This window comes from Leisingera sp. ANG-S5 (assembly GCF_000813925.1).
Classification (GTDB): domain Bacteria; phylum Pseudomonadota; class Alphaproteobacteria; order Rhodobacterales; family Rhodobacteraceae; genus Leisingera.
The window spans coordinates 200,657-222,095 of the sequence record NZ_JWLH01000003.1; the positions used below are offsets into that span (position 1 = coordinate 200,657).

The following is a 21,439-nucleotide window of genomic DNA, read 5'->3' on the forward strand; positions in this document are numbered from 1 at the left end:
GACATGCAATGGAGTTTTCTGGCCGCCGCCCTTCTGGCCGCCCTGTGGATGATTGTTCATGCCTTTGTGGGAGGCCGTGAATGCGCCCGTCCCCTGGCGCAGGACCGGCAGCTGCCGGATGTGGTGCGTGAGACCACGCTCTTGTGCTGGCATCTGGTCACCGGCTGCCTGGCACTGATGGCGCTGTTCCTGTTCCTCGGCGCCCGCGGATATGACGGGCTGGCGCTGGCCGGAACTGCAATGGCCGCGATGATGGCGGTGGTTGGCCTGCTGCTGCCGCCGCTGCGCCGGGCGGGTTATGGCCTGCTGCCGCAAGGGTGGCTGTTTGTGCCTGTGGCCGCTCTGGGCGCTTGGGGGCTGGCGGGCGGTTAGCGCCAGGTTAAACACCAGGGCGGCCCTCCCGCCCGTCCAGCGTGCATGCGGCATGCCCGCCGCCCGGTTGGGCCCGGCGCCGGAGCCGCGGCTCCGGCGCGCATCCTGCCCGCAGGGCAGGATGCCATACCCAAGGCTGCAAGGGGGTGCGGCATCAGCCGCAGCATCTGCAGGCGCGGGAGGGCTGCCGGGTTTGGGGAAATGACCTAGCGGCTCAGCTCCCGCATGCCGCGTTCCAGGCCGTCCAGGGTCATCGGCACCATCCGGTTTTCGAAAATCTCACGGATCATGCCGATCGAATGGGTGTAGTCCCAGTATTTCTCCGGCACCGGGTTGATCCACAGGTTCGACGTCCAGGCCTCCCGCGCGCGCTGCAGCCAGACCTGGCCCGCTTCCTCGTTCCAATGCTCATTGGCGCCGCCGGGATAGGCGATCTCGTAAGGCGACATCGAGGCATCGCCGACGAAGATGCATTTGTAATCCGGCCCGTAGGTGCGCAGCACCTCATGGGTCGGGGTCTTCTCGTTCCAGCGGCGCTTGTTATCGCGCCAGACGCCCTCATAGAGGCAATTGTGGAAGTAGTAGTATTCCAGGTGCTTGAACTCGGCGCGGGCGGCAGAGAACAGCTCCTCCACCACCTGGATATGCGGATCCATCGAGCCGCCCACGTCAAGAAACAGCAAGACCTTCACCGCATTGTGCCGCTCAGGCCGGGTTTTCACGTCCAGATAGCCGTGCTCAGCAGTGGAACGGATGGTGCCGTCCAGATCCAGTTCCTCCTGCGCGCCCTCACGCACCCAGCGGCGCAGCCGCTTCAGGGCGACCTTGATGTTGCGGGTGCCCAGTTCCACATCGCCGTCGAGGTTCTTGAACTCGCGCTTGTCCCAGACCTTGACCGCGCGCTGATGGCGGCTCTTGTCCTGGCCGATGCGCACGCCTTCGGGGTTGTAGCCATAGGCGCCAAAGGGCGAGGTGCCCGCTGTCCCGATCCACTTGTTGCCGCCCTGATGGCGGCCCTGCTGTTCCTTCAGCCGCTCCTTCAGCGTCTCCATCAGCTTGTCGAAGCCGCCAAGCGCTTCGATCTCGGCCTTTTCCTCCGCGCTCAGATGCTTCTCGGCCATCTTGCGCAGCCATTCCTCGGGAATGTCCACCGCCTCCATCACGGCATCAGCAGGGATCGCCTCCAAGCCTTCAAAGGTGGCGGCAAAGGCGCGGTCGAATTTGTCGATGTTGCGCTCATCCTTCACCATCGCCGCGCGGGCGAGGAAGTAGAACGCCTCGATGTCATAGGTCGCAAGCCCCGCCTTCATGCCTTCCAGGAAGGTAAGGTACTCGCGCAGGGAAACCGGAATGGACGCCTTGCGCAGGTTTTCAAAGAAGGGCTGGAACATCGCGGGCCTCTGTCAGCAGTTACGCCAGCACCCGGTGGGTCAGGATGGTTGCCAGCAGCCCCAGAATACCAAAGATAATGGCATAGACAGCCCCGTATTGCAGCATGTCCAGGGTGTTGCCGCCACGTTTGCGGGCCTTCAGGGCGCCAATCAGGCCGCCCAGCAGAACGCCGATGATTACGATCATGGTTCTATCCGTCTGTTGTCTTTCAGGGTCAGTTTCTTGCGGGCCGTATCAGGAGCCGGTGGGGCGCAGCGCGGCGACTTCCTCCAGCCGGGCCTCGACCACCCAGTCCGGGCCAAAGCCGTATCGCGCCCATCCCAGGCTGTCCAGCCTGACCCGGCGCGCCTCAACCTGGCGGCCCTCCAGCTCCAGCGCCTCCGCTTGCAGCATCAGCAGCGTCGACAGCAGGGCAGCGTTTTCATGCGCGGCCGCGGCAGCTGCGGCAGGTTTCAGCCGGGCCAAGGCCGAGGCGCCGTTGCCGGTGGCAATGTCATAGGCCGCCAGCTGTACCGCGACCTTGGCCTGGTGGATGCCGGTGCCGGGCAGCCGCTTAAGGAAATCCTGCGCGGTCAGGAAATGCTGCAGTGCCAGCTCAGGCTCGCGGATGTGCAGCATCCGGCCCAGCGTATAGTGGCTCAGCGCCCGGCGGTGGTCGCTCCAGCCCAGGTCGCGGGCAATCTCTGCCGCCCTGTTGGCGGCGCGCAGCCGCTCCCGCAGGGACGCCTGCGGCCCCAGTGCCTGTTCATAAGCTGCGGCCCAGGCCCGCGGCGTGTCCGGCAAACCGGGCGCAGCGGCCCGTGCACCGCGCGGGTTCAGCCGGGCCAGGATGGCGGGCAGCCGGGCGGCAACCTGCTCCCGGCTCATGCCGGTTTTCAGCTCCGGCGCGTAGGTCGCCCGCAGGATCAGCATATCGAACCCGGTCAGCACCGCGTGCATGTTGTCGTCGTTGAAAACCGAATCCGGCAGCCGGTAGAGGTCATTCAGCGGCCCGATCGCCTGGGCGAGCTCCTCATGCAGGCAGTCGCGCACTTCCTGCGGGCTGGTGTCATTCGGAATGAACACCGCCAGCCGGTCCCGCTCGCGCAGCAAGGCCCAGTTGGTGCGCGGGCTGCGCCGGTTGCGCCGGTATTCCGCCAGCGAGGAGACATTGGGCACCACGAAACAGGCCGCCTTGGGCAGCGCCCGGCGGATCTCGTTCCGGGACACCATCTGAATGGTGATGCTGGCCGTCTCGCCAGCGACCCGGCGGATGGGAATTCCGGCCTCTGTGCGCAATCTGGCCAGCAACGCGTTCAGCTCGCGGCTGAAGCCGGGGGATGGCGTGCCGGTCACGCGCAGGGTGATCTGGGTCTCGAACCGGGTGAACTGGGGCAGGGTGCTGCCGCCCTCCAGCTGGAAATGCAAATCCAGGAAGTCGCGGGCGATTTCCGCGTTGGCGCGCTGCGGAGCTTGCGGGCGCGGTGTGGTGAACACCTTGACCGGCGGCAGCGCCAGCGTCGCGGCAGCGGCGCGGGTCGGGGCCTCGACACGGGGCACGGGGGCCGTGCAGGCGGCAAGGGCAAGCGCCGCCAGAACACCTGCAGCCGCCTTCATAAGGCTGCGCCCGCCGCTGCGGGGCTTCGTTTCCGGCTTGATAGTTGCGTCCGCGGGCACTCAGGCGTCTCCTGCTGGCCCGGCTGTCTCAGCCCGGCCCTGTTTCCTCTGATAGGGGAATGCATCAGCAATTTGAAGCGAAACAGGCAGACGCCGGGCAAAGCGCCCGCCGCCTGTGGCATCAGGCCGTGCCCTCAGCGCCGCCCGCGCGCCATAAAGGCCAGGCGTTCGAACAGATGCACGTCCTGCTCGTTCTTCAAGAGCGCCCCGTGCAGCTTGGGCAGGGCATTGGCGCCGTCCCGCGCAATGTCCTCCGGGCTCAGGTCCTCGGCCAGCAGCAGTTTCAGCCAGTCGATCACCTCAGAGGTCGAGGGCTTCTTCTTCAAGCCTTGCGTCTCGCGGATCTCATAGAACTGCGTCAGCGCCGCGGTCAGCAGCGCCTCCTTGATGCCCGGGTGATGCACCTCGACGATTTTCTTCATCGTTTCCGCATCCGGGAAGCGGATGTAGTGGAAGAAACAGCGGCGCAGGAAGGCGTCGGGCAGCTCTTTCTCGTTGTTGGAGGTGATGATCATGATCGGGCGGTGCTTCGCCTTGATCGTCTCGCCGGTCTCGTAGACGTGGAACTCCATCTTGTCGAGCTCCTGCAAGAGGTCGTTCGGAAACTCGATGTCAGCCTTGTCGATTTCGTCAATCAGCAGCACGACCTTCTCGTCCGCCTCAAACGCTTCCCACAGCTTGCCCTTGCGGATGTAGTTCTTCACGTCATGCACGCGTTCTTCGCCCAGCTGGCTGTCGCGCAGGCGGCTGACGGCATCGTATTCATAGAGGCCTTGCTGGGCACGGGTGGTGGACTTCACGTTCCACTCGATCATCCGCAGCCCCAGCGCTTCTGCAACCTGCTTGGCCAGCTCGGTTTTGCCGGTGCCGGGTTCACCCTTGACCAGCAGCGGCCGCTCCAGCGTCACCGCCGCATTTACCGCAACCTTCAGGTCGTCGGTTGCAACATATTCCTTAGTGCCCTGAAATCGCATATCTTTCCCGTCTCAGCCGTGGTTGCCGTCTTGTTATCACGGTTTTAACCAAACAGCGCCACTATTGTGTAGTGACATTCCTGTCCGATAGGGATAAACGCTGCGGCAGAGGGGGATCCAAAGTGTTGAGGTATAGTTTATGACCAGCATGATGGGCCAGACCGAAGGAGCCGAAATGAAGCAAGAAGTGTTTCTGCCGGACGACTACCGACCGGCCGAAGATGAGCCGTTCATGAACGAACGGCAACTTGAGTATTTCCGACGCAAACTATTGGAATGGAAGCAGGATCTGCTGGCAGACAGCCGCGACACGATTGAGGGGCTGCAGGACAGCACCCGCAATATTCCAGATGTCGCCGACCGCGCCAGCGAAGAGACCGACCGCGCGCTGGAGCTGCGCACCCGCGACCGCCAGCGCAAGCTGGTCGCCAAGATCGACTCGGCCCTGCGCCGCATCGACGAGGGCGAATACGGCTACTGCGAAGTGACCGGCGATCCGATCTCGCTGAAACGCCTGGATGCGCGTCCGATTGCAACCATGAGCCTGGAAGCGCAGGAGCGCCACGAGCGCCGCGAAAAGGTCCACCGCGACGATTAACCGCTGATTTTGGCGGCAACAACGCGACAAACATTGACGCCGGGGCCTTTTGCTCCGGCGTTTTTTGTTTCATTGGGGGCAGGCGGAGAATCTGCGGGAGCCCAATGGACCTCAAAGGCCTGAAAATAACCGTCATCGGCGCCGGCATCGGCGGCCTGGCTGCAGCGCTGTCGCTGCGCCGCTTCGGGGCGTCCGTCACCGTGCTGGAACAGGCCGAGGCGATCTCCGAGGTGGGCGCAGGCCTGCAGATCACCCCCAATGGCGTGCAGGTGCTGAAGGCGCTGGGGCTGGCGGATGATCTGGCCTGGTGCTCACAGCGCGCGCGCGCCGTGGTACTGCGCGGCCACCGCCGCGGCAAGCAGGTGCTGCGGCTGGATCTGGACGAGTACGCCGCCGGGCTGCCCTATTACTTCGTACACCGCTCCGACCTCATTGGCATCCTGGCCGGTGCTGCCCGGCGCGAAGGCGTGCAGGTGCGGCTGCTGCAAAAGGCAGAGCGCATCGAACCCGGTCCGCAGCCGGCCGTTCACCTGGTGAACGGTGCCCAGTGCGGCGGCGATCTGGTAGTCGGGGCCGACGGGCTGCATTCCAAAGCCCGGGTGGCTTTGAACGGCGAGCGCAAACCCGCCTTCACCGGCCAGGTCGCCTGGCGCGCCACGGTGCCCAACCACCTGAACCTGCCGCCGGAGGCGCAGGTGTTCATGGGGCCGGGGCGGCACCTGGTGGCTTACCCTTTGCGCGATGGCAGCCTGATGAACCTGGTCGCGGTGCAGGAGCGCCGGGCCTGGGCTGAGGAAGGCTGGAACCTCAAGGACGACCCCGCCAACCTGCGCGCCGCCTTCCGCGGTTTCGGCGGCAATGCTGCGGCGCTCTTGGAGGCGGTGGAGGAGGTGCTGCTGTGGGGGCTGTTCCGCCATCCGGTGGCAGAGCACTGGTTTGGCGAAAACACCGCCATTCTTGGCGACGCCGCGCATCCGACGCTGCCTTTTATGGCGCAAGGCGCCAATCTGGCGCTGGAGGATGCCTGGGTGCTGGCACGTTCCCTGCAAGAGGCAGCGGGGCTGAAATCCGGCCTGATGATGTACCAGGAGCGCCGCCGCGCGCGGGCAGAGAAGGTGGTGCAGGCCGCCAGCAACAACGCCTGGAAATACCATCTGCGCGCGCCGCTCAGCTGGCCTGCGCACCAGGTGCTGAAACTGGGCGGCCGCTTTGCCCCGGACCGCATGGTCAGCCAGTTCGACTGGATCTACCGCCACGACGTCACCGCCTGAATCAGGCCGGGGGCTGGGCGGGGGAGGCTCCCGCCCGTCGCGGTTTCATCGAAAATGAACCGCTCCCGTTGGGCGTGGCGCCGCGCTGACGCGCGGCGCGGGTTGTGTTCAGATGTCCAGGTCGACCCAGACCGGAACATGGTCGGACGGCTTTTCGCGGCCCCGCACATCCTTGTCGATCTGGCAGTCCCGCAGCAGGTCAGCGGCCTGCGGCGTGAGCAGGAAATGGTCGATGCGGATGCCGTCGTCGCGGTTCCAGGCGCCGGCCTGGTAATCCCAAAAGGAATAATGCCCCGGCCCCTGGTGCCGCGCCCGGAACGCCTCGGTGAAGCCCAGGTTGACGATCCGCTGAAACGCCGCACGGCTTTCCGGACGGTGCAGAGCGTCCTCGCGCCAGGCCTCCGGGCGCTTGGCGTCCTCGGCCTGCGGGATGATATTGTAGTCCCCGGCCATCAGCGCGGGCATCTCTTCGGCCATCAGCGCCGCGGCGCGGGTCTTCAGCCGCTCCATCCAGGCCAGCTTGTAGGCGTATTTGCCGCCCGCCACCGGGCTGCCGTCTGCCTCCAGCTCCACCGGGTTGCCATTCGGCAGATACAGGCCGCAGATCCGGATCGCCTGCTTGCCCACCACGGTGGCCTCGATCCAGCGCGCCTGTTCGTCGCTGTCGTCGCCGGGCAGGCCGCGGCTCACATCCTCCAGCGGCAGCTTGGACAGGATTGCCACGCCATTGAAGCTCTTCTGGCCGTGGGTTTCGACGTTGTAGCCGCGCTCCTCGAAGATCTCGCGCGGGAAGGCCTCATCCACTGACTTGATTTCCTGCAGCAGCACCACGTCGGGCTGCGCCTCATCCAGCCAGTCCGGCAGCGCCTGCGCCCGGGCCTTGATGCCATTGATGTTAAAAGTGGCGATTTTCATGGCTTGCCTCCGGCGCAGAATTCTTTATTCGGGGCCGATCTATCGCTGAATCAGCGTCCCGGGGCAAGCCCGATGCGCGATTCGCGAATCACCTTTGGCGCTGCGACTCACTGGCGTTTTGCACAGGTGAAAAATACCCCTCAGGTTGAGTTTCTTTATTTTGCAATAATATGCGTGTGAATAACACGGTGAATAACCTGTGGATGAATTGAAATAACTGAAATTGCGCAAAAAATAGCGGGTTGAAGTTAAAGTAAATGAAACTACAAAATACAATGTGAAATTGCATTTTATGTTTGCGCTGCGCGGCGCCCGTGCCAGCGTCAAGGAGCCTTTTGTCCTTAACGAATGGGGTTCCAAAATGACTGCTCAGCGTAAAATCCAGACCATCCGCGCCACCCGCCCGGCCGCAGGCGCCAGCCTGTTCGAGGGCGATGCAACAGAGATGTTCTCCTCCGGCTCCGCGCCTGAACTCAATGCGGGTCTGTCAGCAGGGGAAGGCGTTTCGCTGTTCTCCTCGGGCTCCATGCCGCAGACGGCAGAGAGCTGGGCAGGCGGGGAAACCGGGCTGTTCTCCAGCGGTTCGGCGCCGTCGGCCTGCAGCGAAACCGCGGCTGGCGATCTGGTGGAGATGTTCTCCTCTGGCTCCGCCCCTGCCGCCCGCGCTGACACCTCAGCGGGGGATTTGGTGCAGATGTTTTCTTCCGGGTCTGCACCCTTAAATCAATCTGAGGTTGCTTCCGGCAATTTGACTGAACTGTTTTCTTCTGGCTCCGCCCCGGCAATGGGAAATGAAACCGCCTCCGGCGATCTGACGGAAATGTTCTCGTCAGGCTCGGCCCCCGCGGCACAGGCCGGAACCGGCGCGGGCGAGGGGGTGGAAATGTTCTCCTCCGGCTCCGCTCCGGCCGCCACTGCAGAGGCGGGCGCGGGCGAGGGGACGCATCTGTTCTCCTCCGGCTCCGCTCCGGCGGCTGAGGCCCGCACCAGCAATGGCGACGCAACCCGGCTGTTTTCCTCCGGCAGCTGACCGGACCGGGGCCGGCCTCCCTCCCGGCCCCTGACCATCGGCGGTCCCGTATCCGGGGCCGCCCTTGCCGCGCCGCACATACCCGCAGGAGGTTTCCATGGCCCAGATCATCCCGTTCTTCTCACCTGCTGCCCGCCAGTCCCGGGCGGCTGCGCATGCGGCGCTGATCGGCGGTTTCGCCGCACAGCGGCGCACCCAGGAAGACGTGTTCTGGCTCAAGGAAAACGCCGAGCTGTTGAATATTCTGGAATGCACCAGAGCCGATGTTGCCGCTGAGGCCCTGGTGCCCTTGCAGGGGTTCTACGACGGTGCGGCGCGGCATATCAGTTTCTTCCGCCAGTATTACCGCTTCATCCTGTCGATCTGCTTGGATCTGGAAGACTTGGGTCATCCCGGGGAGACCGGCGCGCAGCTGGCCGCATGGATCCGCGCCGAAGGGCTGGCGCAGGCAGAGCTGTCCGACCTGCAGCGCGCCGAAGCCCGCCGCCTGCTGGCGCGCCGCGGTGAGATCCTGCAGGACGACGGGTTGGACGACCGGCTGCGCGCTTTCATCTCGCGCCCGGAAACCTTTGCCATTCCAAACAAAAAAGCCGCTTACGAGCTGACCCACATCGTCTTTTACCTGTCGGAATACGGCCGCCGCGACCCGCAACTGCCGCAGGCGGCGCTGACCAGCCTTGAGTTCGCGGGGCTGGTGGCCTTCTTGGACCAGAACGCCGATCTGCTGGCCGAAATCTGCATCGCGCTACGCTATGCCGGCCAGCAGCCGCCTGCTGCCTGGGAGGGCTGGCTTGACAGGCATGTATCCGCCTTTACTCTATCAGAGCGAGAATTTTCTGGACTTCATGATTCTTATCACGAGTATTTTGTTGTTAACTGGCTCATGATCCTGTCCGGGCGAAAACCCTTCCGGCAGGCAGTTCCCGCAGGGGGCGTGCATGTGTCAGCTGTGCGGGGAGGAAGTATCTTGAGAAGCCTTTCAGAAGCAGTATTCGAGGCCGGAATGGCCCAGTCAGGCTGGAGTGCCGTCAAGCGGCGCACCGAGGCCATGCTGAACGAGGAAGAACACGGGCTGCTGAGCGCGGCGGAACGCAGCTGCGCCGGCTTTGCCCATTTCTTTGAAGGATTTGCCCGGGCGGGCAGTGCAGGGGCCGCGTGATGGGCTGTTCGCGCAACCAGGCCCTGGGCGGGGCGCTTTTGGTGGTGGCCTATACTGGTCTGATCGCCTCTGCTGACGGGATCACGAAACTTTTGGCGGGCCAGTATGCGGCGGCGCAGCTTTACGCGCTGTCAGGAGCCATGGTGGTCGGATTCTGCCTGCTGGCGGACCGGCTCCCCCGGCTGCGCGGCGGCTTCCGCACCCGCTGCCCGCGGGCGATGGCACTGCGTTCGGTGGCGACGCTGATTGCCGCGGTCTGTTTCTTCTATGCGTTCCGCCTGCTGCCCTTTGCCGAAGTGTTTGTCTTCATCGGACTGATGCCGCTTTTGGCGGGGGCGATGTCCGGCCTTGTGCTGAAGGAGCCGGTGCGCCCGGCGGCCTGGATTGCGCTGCTGGCTGGCTTTGCCGGGGTGCTGTTCCTGCTGCCCCACGGCGGTGACGGCAGCCATTCCGCAACTGGTCATTTCGTGGCCTTCGCGGCGGTGGTGTCCGGCACGTTTTCCATGACCATTGCACGGTTTATCGGCCGTTATGAAAGCAACGCGCTGGCGCAGGTGTTTTATCCGAACCTGACGCTGTGCGGTGCGATGCTGCTGGCGCTGCCATTTGTCTGGGTGCCGATGCCGCTGGCGGATGTTGCTTGGGCGGCAGCCTATGCGTTCCTGCTGTTCGGTGCGCGCTGGCTCCTGGTGGTGGCGCTGCGTCTGCTGGCCTCCTACGCCGTGACGCCGCTGATGAATCTGCAGTTCATCTGGATGGCAGTGATCGGCGCAGTGTTCTTTGGGGAGTTTCCGCCCGCCACAACCTATCTGGGGGGCGCCATCGTGATCGCCTCGGGTCTCTATCTGGTCTGGGATCAGTTCGCCCCTGCGATGCCGCGTTTGCGTGGTGCGGGGCGGTTGCGGACGGATCCGTAACGCTGGAAACCACCTGTTGAGCCCCTTAAGGGGCGAAGCGCCCGCCCCTTGAGCAGGGGGCGGGCGCGGCCTTGCAGGAGCAAGGCTGGGAAATGCTCAGATTTACCGTCACATGGAGAACGAGGTCCCGCAGCCGCAGCTGGAGGTGGCGTTTGGATTCTCGATGGTAAACCGCGCGCCGATCAATTCCTCGGTGAAGTCGATCACCGCGTTTTCAAGGAACGGCAGGGAAACACTGTCGACGACAACTTTTTCGCCCTGGCCTTCGAGCACCAGATCGTCGTCCTTTGCCTCATCCAGAGCAATCTCGTACTGGAAGCCGGAGCAGCCGCCGCCTTCCACCGCGACACGCAGCGCCTGGCCCTGGTCCGCGGCGCCGATCTCGGCCAGCCGGGCAAAGGCGCGGTCTGTGACTTTGGGGGGCAGGTTCATCAGCTTTCTCCACGGGCGTAGGTTGCAGCGCAAAGCTTTATATAGAAAGGTGCAATTCAGGCGGCAAGATTTGTAAGGGAAAAGATTTCATATGCATGCGCCTTATGCCACGATGCCGGACCGCAGCCGCGGGCGGCAGGTGCCGGAGGAGGAGAGCTCCTTCCGTTCCCCCTACCAGCGCGACCGCGACCGGATTATCCACGCCAGCGCCTTCCGCAGGCTGAAGCACAAGACCCAGGTGTTCGTGGAGCATGAGGGCGACAATTACCGCACGCGGCTGACCCATTCGATCGAGGTCGGGCAGGTGGGCCGCACCATTGCCGGCGCGCTGGGACTGAACCAGGAGCTGACCGAGGCGGTGGCGCTGGCGCATGACCTGGGACACACGCCGTTCGGCCACACTGGCGAGGATGCGCTGCATGCGCTGATGGCGCCTTATGGCGGCTTTGACCACAATGCCCAGGCGATCCGTATCGTGACCTGCCTGGAGCGCCACTACGCCGAGTTTGACGGCTTGAACTTGACCTGGGAAACCCTTGAAGCGATTGCCAAACACAATGGCCCTGTGGTGGGGGAGCTGCCCTGGGCGCTGGCCGAATGCAATGCCGCCATCGACCTGGAACTGCACACCCATGCCAGCGCCGAGGCGCAGGTGGCGGCGCTGTCCGATGACATCGCATATAACAACCACGACCTGCACGATGCGCTGCGCGCCGGGCTGTTCACCGACGATGATCTGGCGCGGCTGCCGCTCTTGGACAGGGCTTATGGTGCGGTGGACCGGAAATACCCCGGCCTTGATCCCAACCGCCGCCGGCATGAGGCGCTGCGGCGGTTCTTTGGGTTCATGGTGGAGGATGTGATCAGCACGGCCCAGCACTTGCTTGCGGAATCCGGCGTGCAAAGCGTCGAGGAGGTGCGCGGTCTGGGCCACCCGGTGGTGAAATTCTCCGATCCGCTGTGGCGCGACCTGAAGGAGATCCGCGCCTTTCTGTTCACCCGCATGTACCGGGCGCCCTCTGTGATGGAGAAGCGGGCCAAAGTTGCCAAGGTGGTGGAGGCGCTGTTTCCCTATTTTCTGGACAATCCGCAGGACATGCCGGAGCGCTGGCACGCGGAGATTGCGGCCGCACAGGACCGCACCGCGCTGGCGCGGATCGTCTCGGATTACATCGCCGGCATGACCGACCGCTTTGCCTTGCAGCTGCATGAGCGGCTGATCGGGGTAAAGGTCGAGGTGTAAGGGCTTCGGGCTGCTGCCGTTTTGCTGTTCTTCAGTCTGCGTGCCTTTCAAGGGGTGGTTAAAGATGGCGGCGCCGCCAACGGGGGCGGAGGATAGGGCCGGAACGCCAGCGCGCCCCGGGTCCGGTCAAAAGCTTCAACCATTGACGCCCCTGCACCTTTTGTAGAGGTGGTCTTGGGGATCCTGGTCTCCTGTTCGCACGGGGTGCCAGACCCGCGCCTTGTGCTGCAGCGGGGGTGACTGTCGCATAGTCCGGTTAAGGACCGGAAAGCGGGGCGTGCGGTGCTGACAGTGTTTGCGCAACGCCCTGTGGCGGCTTGTTTGGCAACAGGTGTTCCTGTAATGTTCTCATTAAATTCATGTTAGAGAGGATAGCCGGAATGATTGAGGGAAGCTGCTGCTGCGGCGCGGTCAGGTTTGAATTGCTGGCGCAGCCTGCGCTGATGGGCACCTGCCACTGCTCGCGCTGCCGCAAGGCCGGGGCCAGCACTATTGTCTTTGTGAAGAAAGAGGACTTGCACTGGGTGGCGGGCAAGGAGGAAGTGGCGCTGTATCAGCCTGCGCCGCCCTATAAATACGGCCGCTGTTTCTGCCGGATCTGCGGCAGCTCGCTGGGCGAGATCCTGTCGGAGGAGGAAAGCTTCCCGATTGCCGCAAATGCGCTGGACGGGGTGCTGGAGGTGTCGAACAGCTTTCATGAGTTCGTGGGCGAGAAACCCGGCTGGTATGAAATCTGTGACGGGGCAAAGCAGTCGCAGGGGCATCCGGCCTAGGCATGGCAGCGCAGGGTGGGCGGCTGCCCGCCTTGCGTGCCATGCGGTTTCCCAAATTGGCCGTAAGCCGTGTTATGATCTGGCCCTATGATGCCGCAGTGCATCGGCGGTATCCGCGAGGGGAGGCATAGCGAGGGGAAAGCCATGGCACGCTGGACCGTCACATTCACGGACAAGCCCGAAATGGACCGGGTGCGCAGCGACAAGAAGCGGCGCGAGGCGCATATTGCCTTTGTGCGCGCACGGCCTGAGTTGCAGATCGGCGGCGCGCTGGCGATGCGGCCGATGCAGGATTTCCCCGGCGCGATCTGGAATGTCGAGGCCGAAACCCGCCAGGATGTGGAGCGGCTGATCCTGCAGGACCCGTATTACGTGGCTTCCTTGCGCACCTATAAAATAACCGAATGGGGCACCGCCTCCGCCATCCAGGGGATGTTTTCATGACCGCCGCCCGTGAAGCCCGCAAATCCGCGCCCGCTCTCACCCGCTGGGCCGTGCTGTTCCGCGATGCGCCTGCGATGATGGATGTCCGCGCCGACAAGGCCCGGCGCGAAGCCCATGTGGCCTATGTCGAGGATCATCCGGAACTGCGCATCGGCGGCGGGTTGAAGCCGGACACAGATGGTGATTTCTGCGGCGCCTTGTGGATTGTCGAGGCCGAGGACCGGATCGAGGTGGAGCACCTGATCCATGGCGACCCGTTCTACGTGCCCGCCTTCCGCTCTTACGAGATCTTCACCTGGGGCAAGATCCTGGAAGACCGCACCGCGGTTCTGTAAGCCGCGCGCCGCGGCAGCGGCGCAATTTTCTTGAGGAAGAAAATTGGCTGGAAAATTCGAATTTTCCGGTGCCGCCTGCCTGAGGGTCCGGGCAGCCTTTGCAATCCTGTTGACCCTTCCGGCGGCCCCCGGTATCCGCAGTGCTGAACAGTTGGGACGCCAGACATGAACCTCTTTACCGATATCCGCACGCTTGTGATTGACAGCCTGACCGCCATGACCGGCGAAGGCGCGCTGCCCGAGGGGCTCGATTTTGCCAATGTGGCGGTGGAGCCGCCGCGTGATGCCGCTCATGGCGACATGGCAACAAATGCGGCGATGGTGCTGGCCAAGCCCGCCAAGATGAAGCCGCGCGACATTGCCGAGGCGCTGGCGGCCAAGCTGGCCGCGGATGAGCGGATCACCTCGGCTGAGGTGGCAGGCCCTGGCTTCCTCAACCTGCGGCTGGCCCCCGGCGTCTGGCAGGCGGTTCTGAAATCAGTCCTGGACGCAGGCACGGATTTCGGCCGCTCGGACATGGGCGCGGACAAGCGCGTGAACGTGGAGTATGTCTCTGCCAACCCGACCGGTCCGCTGCATGTGGGCCACACCCGCGGCGCGGTCTTTGGTGATGCGCTGGCGGCGCTGCTGGCCTATGCCGGTTATGACGTCACCCGCGAATACTACATCAACGACGGCGGCGGCCAGGTCGATGTGCTGGCGCGCTCTGTCTACCTGCGCTACCTGGAGGCGCACGGTCAGGAAGTGGCCTTTGCTGACGGCACCTATCCGGGCGATTACCTGGTGCCGGTGGGGCAGGCGCTGAAGGACAAGGTGGGCGATGCCTATGTCGGCAAGGGCGAAGACGTCTGGCTGGCCGAGGTGCGTGAATTCTCCACCGATGCGATGATGGAGCTGATCCGCGAGGACCTGGCCCAGCTCGGCATCAAGATGGACAAGTTCTACTCCGAGAAGTCGCTCTATGGCACCGGCAAGATCGAGGCGGCGCTGGCCAGCCTGGAATCCAAGGGGCTGATCTATCAGGGCGTGCTGGAGCCGCCGAAGGGCAAGAAGCCCGACGATTGGGAGCCGCGCGAGCAGACCCTGTTCAAATCCACCGATCACGGCGACGACGTCGACCGGGCGGTGAAGAAATCCGACGGCTCCTGGACCTATTTCGCGCCGGATATCGCCTATCACTTCGACAAGGTGGAGCGCGGCTTTGACGAGCTGATCGACATCTTCGGCGCCGACCACGGCGGCTACGTTAAACGCATGAAGGCAGCGGTTTCGGCGCTCTCCGACGGCAAGGTGCCGCTGGACATCAAGCTGTGCCAGCTGGTCAAGCTGTTCAAGGACGGCCAGGAATTCAAGATGTCCAAGCGGGCAGGGACCTTTGTCACCCTGCGCGATGTGGTGGATGCAGTGGGCGCCGACGTCACCCGCTTCATGCTGCTCACCCGCAAGAACGACCAGGGCTTCGACTTCGACCTCGACAAGGCGCTGGAGCAGTCCAAGGACAACCCGGTGTTCTATGTGCAATACGCCAATGCGCGGATCTGCTCGACCCTGCGCAAGGCGGAGGAGCAGGGCATTGCCGCGGATGACACCACCCTGAACGCTGCCGACCTCAGCCTGATCGCCGATCCGGCGCAGCTGGCGGTGGCCAAGAAGCTGGCCGAATGGCCGCGCCAGGTGGAAATCGCCGCCCGCACCCATGAACCGCACCGGGTGGCCTTCTATCTCTACGATCTCGCCTCCGAGTTGCACGGGCTCTATCACCTTGGCAAATCCAATGAGGATTTACGCTTTGTTAAGGAGAGCAGCCAATCGGCAACACATGCGAATTTGGCACTGGCGCGGGCCGTTTCCGTTGTCATTTCCGCAGGTCTTGGTATTCTTGGCGTGAAACCGGCAGAAGAGATGCGATAACCAAAGGGGCCTGCCCCCTGAGGGAATAAATCACACATTCCGCCGGACTGAGGCAGTTCAAGAGACTTGGGGCGCAGCACCACCTTAGGTGCTGCCGAACCGGGCAGTGAGGCGGACAATGGCGTATTTTGCGCAGGCGGGCCAGGGCCACGCCTATTCACAGGGCGATGGCCGGCAGCAGGACACCGCAACTGGCGGCTCTTATGGGCAGCAGTACTCCGATCAGACCTATGCAGGGCAGCAGTATACCGGGCCTGGCGCTGAACCAGCCTATGGCTATGAAGATCCGGCCTATGGCTACCAGCCAGAGGGGCAGGGCTACGGCGCGGATGAGTACGCGGCCTATGCCGCGGCGCCTGCGGGGCTGCGGGCACGGTTCTCCAAATCCTTGAGCATTCTGGGCGCGGTGGCCTCCATCGCGCTGGTCGCGGGCGTCGGCTTCTGGGGCTACAAGCTGGTGATGCGCGACGTCAGCGGTGTGCCGGTGGTGCGTGCCGCCGAAGGCCCGATGCGTGAACAGCCCGCAAACCCGGGTGGCAGCCAAGCCGACCATCAGGGGCTGGCCGTGAACGCAGTGGCCGCCCGCGGCAGCGCCGAGGCGCCCGCCGACCGGCTGACGCTGGCGCCCTCTGCCATTGAGCTTACAGAAGACGACAAACCGCTGCCGGAACTGGCGGCAGAGGCCGCGCCGGTTGCGGACGTGCCCGCTGCCCCGGCAGAACCGGAGGCCCCAGCAGCCCTTGGCGCCGAGACAGGTGTCAGCGAGGAGGCAGTGGCGTCCTTCCAGAACGGCGATATCGATGCGCTGGTGGCGGAGCTTGCGCGCGAGGCCGAGGATGTTTCCGCGGCGGTGCCTGCCTCGGCGGCGGCGCCTGCAATTGTGCAGCCGGAACCGCTGCAGCCTGCGCTGGCCGCTGCCACGGTTTCTCCGGCGCTGCTGAATGCGCCCGGCGTCAAGGTCTCGCTGCGGCCCTCGGCCCGGCCCGCACGGTTCAGCCCGGCTCCGGCCGCTGCCGCGCCGGCAGCGCGTGCCGGAACCGTGGATGTGGACCCGGCAACCCTGGCGGCCGGCACCCGTCTGGCGCAGCTGGGCGCCTATGAAAGCCCCGAGGTGGCGCGCGCCGAATGGGACCGCATCAGCGCCCGTTTCCCGGAGTATCTGGAAACCAAGCAGCGGGTGATCCAGCGCGCCGAAAGCGGCGGCCGCACCTTCTACCGGCTGCGGGCGATGGGCTTTGACGGGCTGTCGGATGCGCGCCGGTTCTGCTCGGCGCTGGTGGCCGGCAATGCGGATTGCATTCCGGTAACCACCCGGTAACAGTACAGACGGCAGACTAATGTTCCGCCCGGCCGCGAGGCCGGGCAGCGCCCGTCCCGCCCCCCACGGGGCGGGCGCTTTGCACCCTCCCCGCCGGGCCGGGCGCAGCCCTTTTTGTCACTGACTGGGGGAGCGCGAACACCAGGGGGCAATCATGACCTACGGAGCCACGATCCTTGATGCCGAGGGCCTGCGGCTGAGTGCAGATGAAAAGGCGTTCTTCCGTGATGCGGATCCCTTCGGCTTCATCCTGTTTGCCCGCAATCTGGAAGACGTTGAGCAGATCCAGGCCCTGTGCAACGACTTCCGCGAGGCGGTGGGCCGCAATTGCCCGATCACCATCGATCAGGAGGGCGGCCGGGTGCAGAGGCTGCACAAGCCGCTGGCGCGCAACTGGCGCCCGCCGCTGGAGCATGTGCAGCTGGCCGGCGAGGATGCCGTCCGTGCCATGTATCTGCGCTACCGTCTGATTGCGCATGAGCTGCACACCCTGGGCATCGACAGCAATTGCGCCCCGATCGCTGACATCGCCTATGCGGAGACTCACGAATTCCTGCGCAACCGGTGTTATGGCACCAGTGCCGCAACCGTGGCGCGGATTGCCCGTGCGGTGGCCACCGCGCATCTGGACGGCGGTGTGCTGCCGGTGCTGAAACACATCCCCGGCCACGGCCGCGCCACCGCCGACAGCCACCTGGACCTGCCGCATGTGGCCAGCCACCCGGAAATGCTGGAGGAAGGCGATTTTGCCGCCTTTGCGGCACTCAATGACCTGCCGCTGGGGATGACCGCGCATCTGGTCTATGACGCCTATGACGACCGCCCGGCCACAACCTCGCCGGTGATGATGCGGCTCATTCGGGAACGCATCGGCTTTGACGGGCTGATCATGACCGACGACATCTCGATGAAGGCGCTGCAGGGCTCGCTGGCCGGCAACGCCCGCGCCTCGATCGAGGCGGGCTGCGATGTGGTGCTGCTGTGCAATGCCTCGCTGGAGGAGCGGATCGCCGTGGCCGAGGCCGCAGGCACCATGAGCGCGGCGGCACAGACCCGCGCAGAGCGCGCGCTGGAGGCCCGCCGCGCGCCTGTTGCCCTTGACATTATGAGCGCTGAAAGAGAACTTGCCGCCCTCATGGGCGGGCAGGTGTATGGCTGAGCAGACACTTTTTTCAGAAGCGGACACGAGCGTAGAGGAACGGCTGGCGGCCGAGGCCCTGATCGTGGACGTGGACGGGTTCGAAGGCCCGCTCGACCTGCTGCTGACGCTGTCGCGCACGCAGAAAGTCGATTTGCGCAAGATCTCGGTGCTGGAGCTGGCAAAACAGTACCTGGCTTTTGTCGAGAAGGCCAAGGAACTGCGCATTGAGCTGGCCGCCGATTATCTGGTGATGGCGGCCTGGCTGGCGTTCTTGAAATCCCGCCTGCTGCTGCCGCCGGACCCGGAAGAAGAGGGGCCGTCCGGTGAGGAACTGGCGGCGCACCTAGCGTTCCAGCTCGAACGTCTGCAAGCAATGCGCGACGCTGCCGCACGGCTGATGGGGCGCGACCGGCTGGGCCGCGACTTCTTTGCCCGCGGCGAGGAAGAGAACGTCGCCCGGATCAAGACCGTGACCTATACCGCCAACCTCTTGGATCTGATGCAGGCCTATGCCCGCATCCGCACCAAGGAGGATTTCCGCCCCTTCGTGATGGACCGCGACTCGGTCTTCACCATGGAGGAGGCGCTGGACCGGATGCGCCATCTGCTGGGCTTTACCGGCGACTGGACCGACCTGATCAGCTATCTGCCGGACGGCTGGCACAGCGATCCGGTTAAGCGGCGGTCGGCCACCGCGGCAACCTTTGCCGCCTCGCTGCAGCTGGTCAAGGAAGGCAAGGCCGAGCTGCGCCAGAGCGAAACATTTGCGCCCATTCAGCTGCGCAGCCTCGACGAGGATACCTGATGGAAGATCAGATCATGGACGCGGCCAGCAGCTCTGGCCGGACCGAGAACGACACCCTGTTTGACGCACCGCCCATGGCAGAGCAGGAGCGGATGGTGGAGGCGGTGCTGTTTGCCAGCGCCGAGCCCGTTACCTTACGCGACCTGGAAGGCCGCATGCCGCCCGGCTGCAACCCGCGCGAGGCGCTGGAGCATCTGCGCAAGCGCTATGAGGGGCGTGGTGTGCGCGTCGTGCGCCTGGGTGATGCCTGGGCGATCCGCACCGCTCCGGACCTTGGCTTCCTGATGCAGAAGGAAACCACCGAGCTGCGCAAGCTGAGTCGTGCCGCCATCGAAACCCTGGCCATTGTCGCCTATCACCAGCCGGTGACCCGCACCGAGATCGAGGAAATCCGCGGTGTGTCGGTGTCGCGCGGCACCATCGACCAACTGATGGAGATGGATTGGATCCGCCTCGGCCGCCGCCGGATGACACCGGGCCGGCCGGTGACCTTTGTGGTGACGCCGGATTTCCTGGACCATTTCGGACTGGAAAGCGCCCGCGACCTGCCGGGCCTCAAGGAACTGCGTGCCGCGGGCCTGCTGGAGAACCGGCCGCCGCCGGGCAGCCTGCCGCTGGGGCAGGGCGGCGACGAGGACGACGAGGCGGAAGAACAGGCGGAACTGTTCGAGGAGTGACGCCTCCGCGGCCTCGAGCGCCCGGAAATTGCCGCATTACTCTTCTACGGTGGCAGGCAAGCGAAGGCAGAGGACTGAGGCCATGAATGCGAACTGGATTATCCGCATGGTGCTGCGCCGCCTGATCGGGCGCGTGGTTAATGCCGGGCTGCGCCGCGCGGCGCAACACGGTGCGCAGCGGCTCGGCAAGAGCAAAGGGCCGGCACCGGGGTTCGGAGCCGGCCCCAGCCCGCAGCGCAAATTCCGCAATGCAAGGTCACGCATTCCCAAGGTCAAGTAGCGGAACCGGCAGGCAGCGCACCGCCGGGCTTTCGCCGGAGGCTAAGCGCCTCAGCCGCGCCGCTGAGCGCTAGGAAGGCCGATAGCCCCAGGCAGCCCGCCAAACCCCATCCTGCGAACAGCAGCCCGCCCGCAAAAGGCGCCGCAAAGACGCAGAGATAGGTGACGGTGCTGTACAGCCCCATGATGGCACCGCGCTGCGCAGGCTCCAGCGCCGTAAGGCGCGCCACCAGCAGGTTGAGGGCAAGATGCTGGAACATGCCCCAGACCAGGGCCGCCCCCAAGAGTAGCAGGTATTGCGGTGCCACCGCCATCATCAGCAGGTAGCTGGCTGTGACCGCCAGCAGTACCGGCGCTGTGGCGCGGGCCAGCCCCAAGCGGTCCAGCAGTGGATCCAGCAGCACCGCAAGGCCAAAGCCGATGCCGTAGAACAGCGGCAGCAGGCCCGCCTGCGTGGTGCTGAGGTCAAGCGCTTGGGTGATATGGGCACCGGTAAAGAAATAGCTGCTGTAAAACCCCATCATCAGCAGCGCGGTTGCCAGCAGGCCGCGGAAAATCCCTGGCACCCGCAGCGCCGTCAGCGGCGAGGTGGCCTGGCCGCTGGGGCTGCCTGCCGCGCGCAGCGAAGCCGAGGCAGCCCACAAAAGCAGCGCCACCGCCGCCAGCGCTCCATAGACCGCGCGCCAGCCCGCCAGATCAGTGGCCCAGGCGCTGACGCTGACACCCAGCACCATCGACACGGTCCAGCCCGCCAGCACATAGCCCAGCACCCGCGCCTCGCGTCCCTTGGGGGCTATCACCATTGCCAGCGTGTAGATCGAGGGCAGGGCGGCCCCCGCCGCCAGCCCGCAGACCATCTGCGCTGCCATCAGTGTCCAGACATCCGGTGCTGCGGCGCTGGCACCCAGCCCGGCCCCAAGCAGCAGGAGGGCAGCACGCATCAGCCGCCCGGCGCCGATCCGGTCCCCGAGCGGTGCCAGCAGCAAGGCTGCGGCGGCAACCCCCAGCCCATAGGCGCTGGCTGCCCGCATCACCTCTGCCGTGGCGGCGTTCAGCGTCTGGCTGACCGCCGTCACCACCGGCGACAGCAGCAGGGAGTTGGCGCCAATCACGCCAATGGCGCTCATCAGGATCAGAATCGGGGTTCGCATGGGTTTACCTTGAAGAATGTTCAGATATCTTTGCTATATGCTGAATGGTGTTCTGTGAAGGGCGGGCGAAGATGGTCAGGGAAAAAACAGATGAGGTTCGGAGAAACGGCGGGGCCGCCCGTGTTTTGGACGCATTGGACCGAAAAATATTAGGCGCGCTGAGCGTCGATGCGACGCTCTCCTACGCCGCCATCGGCCAGGAAGTGGGCCTCTCGGCGCCCGCGGTGCATGAGCGGGTGAAGCGGCTCAGGGCCTCTGGCGCGATCCGGGCGACGGTGGCGCAGCTGGACGGGCCTGCTGTGGGCAAGCCGATGCTGGCCTTCATCCATGTGGACACGGTCGGCTGGGGAAAGACGGCAGAACTTATGTCGCTGGAAGCCTGGCCGGAGGTGGAGGAGATTCACACTGCCACCGGCGACACCTGCCTGATCCTCAAGGTGCGGGTGGCCTCGCCGCATGCGCTGGAGGGGCTCTTGGCCCGCATCTATGACGTCGAGGGGGTGCGCGGAACCCGCACCTATATGACGCTCTCCACCCATCTGGAGCGCACCGTGCAGGCCGGGGTCAGCGCGGAGCTGGAAGAGGATTTATATATCAAGCGTTGAGGGCGCGGTGAAGTAACTGATCTATCGCCTGGCCGAAGGCC

24 protein-coding genes are annotated in these 21,439 nt (G+C 64.7%); 17 read left to right on the forward strand and 7 right to left on the reverse strand.

Features of this window, described 5'->3' with window-relative positions:
- Positions 1-3: 3 nt before the first annotated feature.
- Complete coding sequence (locus tag RA25_RS05670; protein WP_039170649.1) at positions 4-372, forward strand: hypothetical protein; 369 nt, start codon at positions 4-6, stop codon at positions 370-372.
- A gap of 206 nt (positions 373-578) precedes the next feature.
- Here the strand turns inward: RA25_RS05670 and RA25_RS05675 are convergent, their stop codons facing one another.
- The 4 genes from RA25_RS05675 to RA25_RS05690 all read right to left on the reverse strand — a co-directional run bounded on the left by RA25_RS05675 (position 579) and on the right by RA25_RS05690 (position 4,394).
- Positions 579-1,763 (reverse strand): vWA domain-containing protein, encoded by a 1,185-nt coding sequence (locus tag RA25_RS05675; protein ID WP_019296745.1) that lies wholly within the window; start codon positions 1,761-1,763, stop codon positions 579-581.
- Between the two features lie 19 nt (positions 1,764-1,782).
- On the reverse strand, positions 1,783-1,950 hold the full coding sequence (locus tag RA25_RS22960) for a hypothetical protein (RefSeq protein WP_019296744.1): 168 nt from the start codon (positions 1,948-1,950) through the stop codon (positions 1,783-1,785).
- 48 nt (positions 1,951-1,998) lie between these two features.
- Entirely contained in the window at positions 1,999-3,360 is a 1,362-nt protein-coding gene (locus RA25_RS05685; protein ID WP_039170650.1) for a DUF2927 domain-containing protein, read from the reverse strand.
- Between the two features lie 194 nt (positions 3,361-3,554).
- Positions 3,555-4,394, reverse strand: coding sequence for an AAA family ATPase (locus RA25_RS05690; protein ID WP_039145572.1), 840 nt, complete (start codon positions 4,392-4,394; stop codon positions 3,555-3,557).
- Positions 4,395-4,569: 175 nt separating this feature from the next.
- Between RA25_RS05690 and dksA the strand changes: the two genes are divergently transcribed.
- Together dksA and RA25_RS05700 are read left to right on the forward strand one after the other, a co-directional pair.
- Complete coding sequence (gene dksA, locus RA25_RS05695; RefSeq protein ID WP_036762180.1) at positions 4,570-4,992, forward strand: RNA polymerase-binding protein DksA; 423 nt, start codon at positions 4,570-4,572, stop codon at positions 4,990-4,992.
- Between the two features lie 104 nt (positions 4,993-5,096).
- Complete coding sequence (locus RA25_RS05700) at positions 5,097-6,263, forward strand: FAD-dependent monooxygenase (RefSeq protein ID WP_039170651.1); 1,167 nt, start codon at positions 5,097-5,099, stop codon at positions 6,261-6,263.
- Positions 6,264-6,371: 108 nt separating this feature from the next.
- Here RA25_RS05700 and xth read toward each other — a convergent pair whose 3' ends face one another.
- A complete protein-coding gene (gene xth, locus RA25_RS05705; protein ID WP_019296739.1) occupies positions 6,372-7,178 on the reverse strand; it encodes an exodeoxyribonuclease III in 807 nt (268 codons plus the stop codon).
- Between the two features lie 277 nt (positions 7,179-7,455).
- On the opposite strand from xth, the gene RA25_RS05710 reads away from it, so the two are divergent.
- The 3 genes from RA25_RS05710 to RA25_RS05720 all read left to right on the forward strand — a co-directional run bounded on the left by RA25_RS05710 (position 7,456) and on the right by RA25_RS05720 (position 10,284).
- Positions 7,456-8,208 (forward strand): DUF6749 family protein, encoded by a 753-nt coding sequence (locus tag RA25_RS05710; protein WP_241477367.1) that lies wholly within the window; start codon positions 7,456-7,458, stop codon positions 8,206-8,208.
- Between the two features lie 97 nt (positions 8,209-8,305).
- Complete coding sequence (locus RA25_RS05715) at positions 8,306-9,367, forward strand: DUF6902 family protein (protein ID WP_039170652.1); 1,062 nt, start codon at positions 8,306-8,308, stop codon at positions 9,365-9,367.
- Positions 9,367-10,284 (forward strand): DMT family transporter, encoded by a 918-nt coding sequence (locus RA25_RS05720; protein WP_039170653.1) that lies wholly within the window; start codon positions 9,367-9,369, stop codon positions 10,282-10,284. The genes RA25_RS05715 and RA25_RS05720 overlap by 1 nt, the downstream gene beginning before the upstream one ends.
- Positions 10,285-10,392: 108 nt before the next feature.
- Here the strand turns inward: RA25_RS05720 and RA25_RS05725 are convergent, their stop codons facing one another.
- A complete protein-coding gene (locus tag RA25_RS05725; RefSeq protein WP_019296551.1) occupies positions 10,393-10,716 on the reverse strand; it encodes a HesB/IscA family protein in 324 nt (107 codons plus the stop codon).
- A 91-nt stretch (positions 10,717-10,807) separates the two neighbouring features.
- Between RA25_RS05725 and RA25_RS05730 the strand changes: the two genes are divergently transcribed.
- The 10 genes from RA25_RS05730 to RA25_RS05775 all read left to right on the forward strand — a co-directional run bounded on the left by RA25_RS05730 (position 10,808) and on the right by RA25_RS05775 (position 19,643).
- On the forward strand, positions 10,808-11,959 hold the full coding sequence (locus RA25_RS05730) for a deoxyguanosinetriphosphate triphosphohydrolase (RefSeq protein ID WP_039170654.1): 1,152 nt from the start codon (positions 10,808-10,810) through the stop codon (positions 11,957-11,959).
- 380 nt (positions 11,960-12,339) lie between these two features.
- Positions 12,340-12,732 carry a GFA family protein gene (locus RA25_RS05735; protein ID WP_039170655.1) on the forward strand — a complete coding sequence of 131 codons (393 nt, stop codon included), beginning with the start codon at positions 12,340-12,342 and terminating at the stop codon, positions 12,730-12,732.
- A gap of 144 nt (positions 12,733-12,876) precedes the next feature.
- Positions 12,877-13,176, forward strand: coding sequence for a YciI family protein (locus RA25_RS05740; RefSeq protein ID WP_019296548.1), 300 nt, complete (start codon positions 12,877-12,879; stop codon positions 13,174-13,176).
- On the forward strand, positions 13,173-13,511 hold the full coding sequence (locus RA25_RS05745) for a YciI family protein (RefSeq protein WP_039170656.1): 339 nt from the start codon (positions 13,173-13,175) through the stop codon (positions 13,509-13,511). The genes RA25_RS05740 and RA25_RS05745 overlap by 4 nt, the downstream gene beginning before the upstream one ends.
- A gap of 165 nt (positions 13,512-13,676) precedes the next feature.
- A complete protein-coding gene (gene argS / locus RA25_RS05750) occupies positions 13,677-15,422 on the forward strand; it encodes an arginine--tRNA ligase (protein ID WP_019296546.1) in 1,746 nt (581 codons plus the stop codon).
- A gap of 118 nt (positions 15,423-15,540) precedes the next feature.
- Positions 15,541-16,740 carry an SPOR domain-containing protein gene (locus RA25_RS05755; protein ID WP_019296545.1) on the forward strand — a complete coding sequence of 400 codons (1,200 nt, stop codon included), beginning with the start codon at positions 15,541-15,543 and terminating at the stop codon, positions 16,738-16,740.
- 154 nt (positions 16,741-16,894) lie between these two features.
- Complete coding sequence (gene nagZ, locus RA25_RS05760) at positions 16,895-17,899, forward strand: beta-N-acetylhexosaminidase (RefSeq protein WP_039170657.1); 1,005 nt, start codon at positions 16,895-16,897, stop codon at positions 17,897-17,899.
- Positions 17,892-18,686, forward strand: a complete 795-nt coding sequence (locus RA25_RS05765) for a segregation and condensation protein A (protein ID WP_019296543.1) — start codon at positions 17,892-17,894, stop codon at positions 18,684-18,686. The genes nagZ and RA25_RS05765 overlap by 8 nt, the downstream gene beginning before the upstream one ends.
- Positions 18,686-19,363: an SMC-Scp complex subunit ScpB gene (gene scpB / locus RA25_RS05770; RefSeq protein WP_019296542.1), complete on the forward strand. Its 678-nt coding sequence runs from the start codon at positions 18,686-18,688 to the stop codon at positions 19,361-19,363. The genes RA25_RS05765 and scpB overlap by 1 nt, the downstream gene beginning before the upstream one ends.
- Positions 19,364-19,445: 82 nt before the next feature.
- Positions 19,446-19,643 carry a hypothetical protein gene (locus RA25_RS05775; RefSeq protein ID WP_039170658.1) on the forward strand — a complete coding sequence of 66 codons (198 nt, stop codon included), beginning with the start codon at positions 19,446-19,448 and terminating at the stop codon, positions 19,641-19,643.
- Here the strand turns inward: RA25_RS05775 and RA25_RS05780 are convergent.
- Complete coding sequence (locus RA25_RS05780) at positions 19,636-20,793, reverse strand: MFS transporter (protein WP_039170659.1); 1,158 nt, start codon at positions 20,791-20,793, stop codon at positions 19,636-19,638. The genes RA25_RS05775 and RA25_RS05780 overlap by 8 nt on opposite strands.
- A 44-nt stretch (positions 20,794-20,837) precedes the next feature.
- Between RA25_RS05780 and RA25_RS05785 the strand changes: the two genes are divergently transcribed.
- Positions 20,838-21,398 carry an Lrp/AsnC family transcriptional regulator gene (locus RA25_RS05785; RefSeq protein WP_241477368.1) on the forward strand — a complete coding sequence of 187 codons (561 nt, stop codon included), beginning with the start codon at positions 20,838-20,840 and terminating at the stop codon, positions 21,396-21,398.
- Positions 21,399-21,439 lie beyond the last annotated feature (41 nt).

Coding starts and splice junctions, on each gene's coding strand:
- RA25_RS05670 (WP_039170649.1), top strand. CDS start 4: ATGCAATGGAGTTTTCTGGCCGCCGCCCTTCTGGCCGCCCTGTGGATG.
- RA25_RS05675 (WP_019296745.1), bottom strand. CDS start 1,763: ATGTTCCAGCCCTTCTTTGAAAACCTGCGCAAGGCGTCCATTCCGGTT.
- RA25_RS22960 (WP_019296744.1), bottom strand. CDS start 1,950: ATGATCGTAATCATCGGCGTTCTGCTGGGCGGCCTGATTGGCGCCCTG.
- RA25_RS05685 (WP_039170650.1), bottom strand. CDS start 3,360: ATGAAGGCGGCTGCAGGTGTTCTGGCGGCGCTTGCCCTTGCCGCCTGC.
- RA25_RS05690 (WP_039145572.1), bottom strand. CDS start 4,394: ATGCGATTTCAGGGCACTAAGGAATATGTTGCAACCGACGACCTGAAG.
- dksA (WP_036762180.1), top strand. CDS start 4,570: ATGAAGCAAGAAGTGTTTCTGCCGGACGACTACCGACCGGCCGAAGAT.
- RA25_RS05700 (WP_039170651.1), top strand. CDS start 5,097: ATGGACCTCAAAGGCCTGAAAATAACCGTCATCGGCGCCGGCATCGGC.
- xth (WP_019296739.1), bottom strand. CDS start 7,178: ATGAAAATCGCCACTTTTAACATCAATGGCATCAAGGCCCGGGCGCAG.
- RA25_RS05715 (WP_039170652.1), top strand. CDS start 8,306: ATGGCCCAGATCATCCCGTTCTTCTCACCTGCTGCCCGCCAGTCCCGG.
- RA25_RS05720 (WP_039170653.1), top strand. CDS start 9,367: ATGGGCTGTTCGCGCAACCAGGCCCTGGGCGGGGCGCTTTTGGTGGTG.
- RA25_RS05725 (WP_019296551.1), bottom strand. CDS start 10,716: ATGAACCTGCCCCCCAAAGTCACAGACCGCGCCTTTGCCCGGCTGGCC.
- RA25_RS05730 (WP_039170654.1), top strand. CDS start 10,808: ATGCATGCGCCTTATGCCACGATGCCGGACCGCAGCCGCGGGCGGCAG.
- RA25_RS05735 (WP_039170655.1), top strand. CDS start 12,340: ATGATTGAGGGAAGCTGCTGCTGCGGCGCGGTCAGGTTTGAATTGCTG.
- RA25_RS05740 (WP_019296548.1), top strand. CDS start 12,877: ATGGCACGCTGGACCGTCACATTCACGGACAAGCCCGAAATGGACCGG.
- RA25_RS05745 (WP_039170656.1), top strand. CDS start 13,173: ATGACCGCCGCCCGTGAAGCCCGCAAATCCGCGCCCGCTCTCACCCGC.
- argS (WP_019296546.1), top strand. CDS start 13,677: ATGAACCTCTTTACCGATATCCGCACGCTTGTGATTGACAGCCTGACC.
- RA25_RS05755 (WP_019296545.1), top strand. CDS start 15,541: ATGGCGTATTTTGCGCAGGCGGGCCAGGGCCACGCCTATTCACAGGGC.
- nagZ (WP_039170657.1), top strand. CDS start 16,895: ATGACCTACGGAGCCACGATCCTTGATGCCGAGGGCCTGCGGCTGAGT.
- RA25_RS05765 (WP_019296543.1), top strand. CDS start 17,892: ATGGCTGAGCAGACACTTTTTTCAGAAGCGGACACGAGCGTAGAGGAA.
- scpB (WP_019296542.1), top strand. CDS start 18,686: ATGGAAGATCAGATCATGGACGCGGCCAGCAGCTCTGGCCGGACCGAG.
- RA25_RS05775 (WP_039170658.1), top strand. CDS start 19,446: ATGAATGCGAACTGGATTATCCGCATGGTGCTGCGCCGCCTGATCGGG.
- RA25_RS05780 (WP_039170659.1), bottom strand. CDS start 20,793: ATGCGAACCCCGATTCTGATCCTGATGAGCGCCATTGGCGTGATTGGC.
- RA25_RS05785 (WP_241477368.1), top strand. CDS start 20,838: ATGGTGTTCTGTGAAGGGCGGGCGAAGATGGTCAGGGAAAAAACAGAT.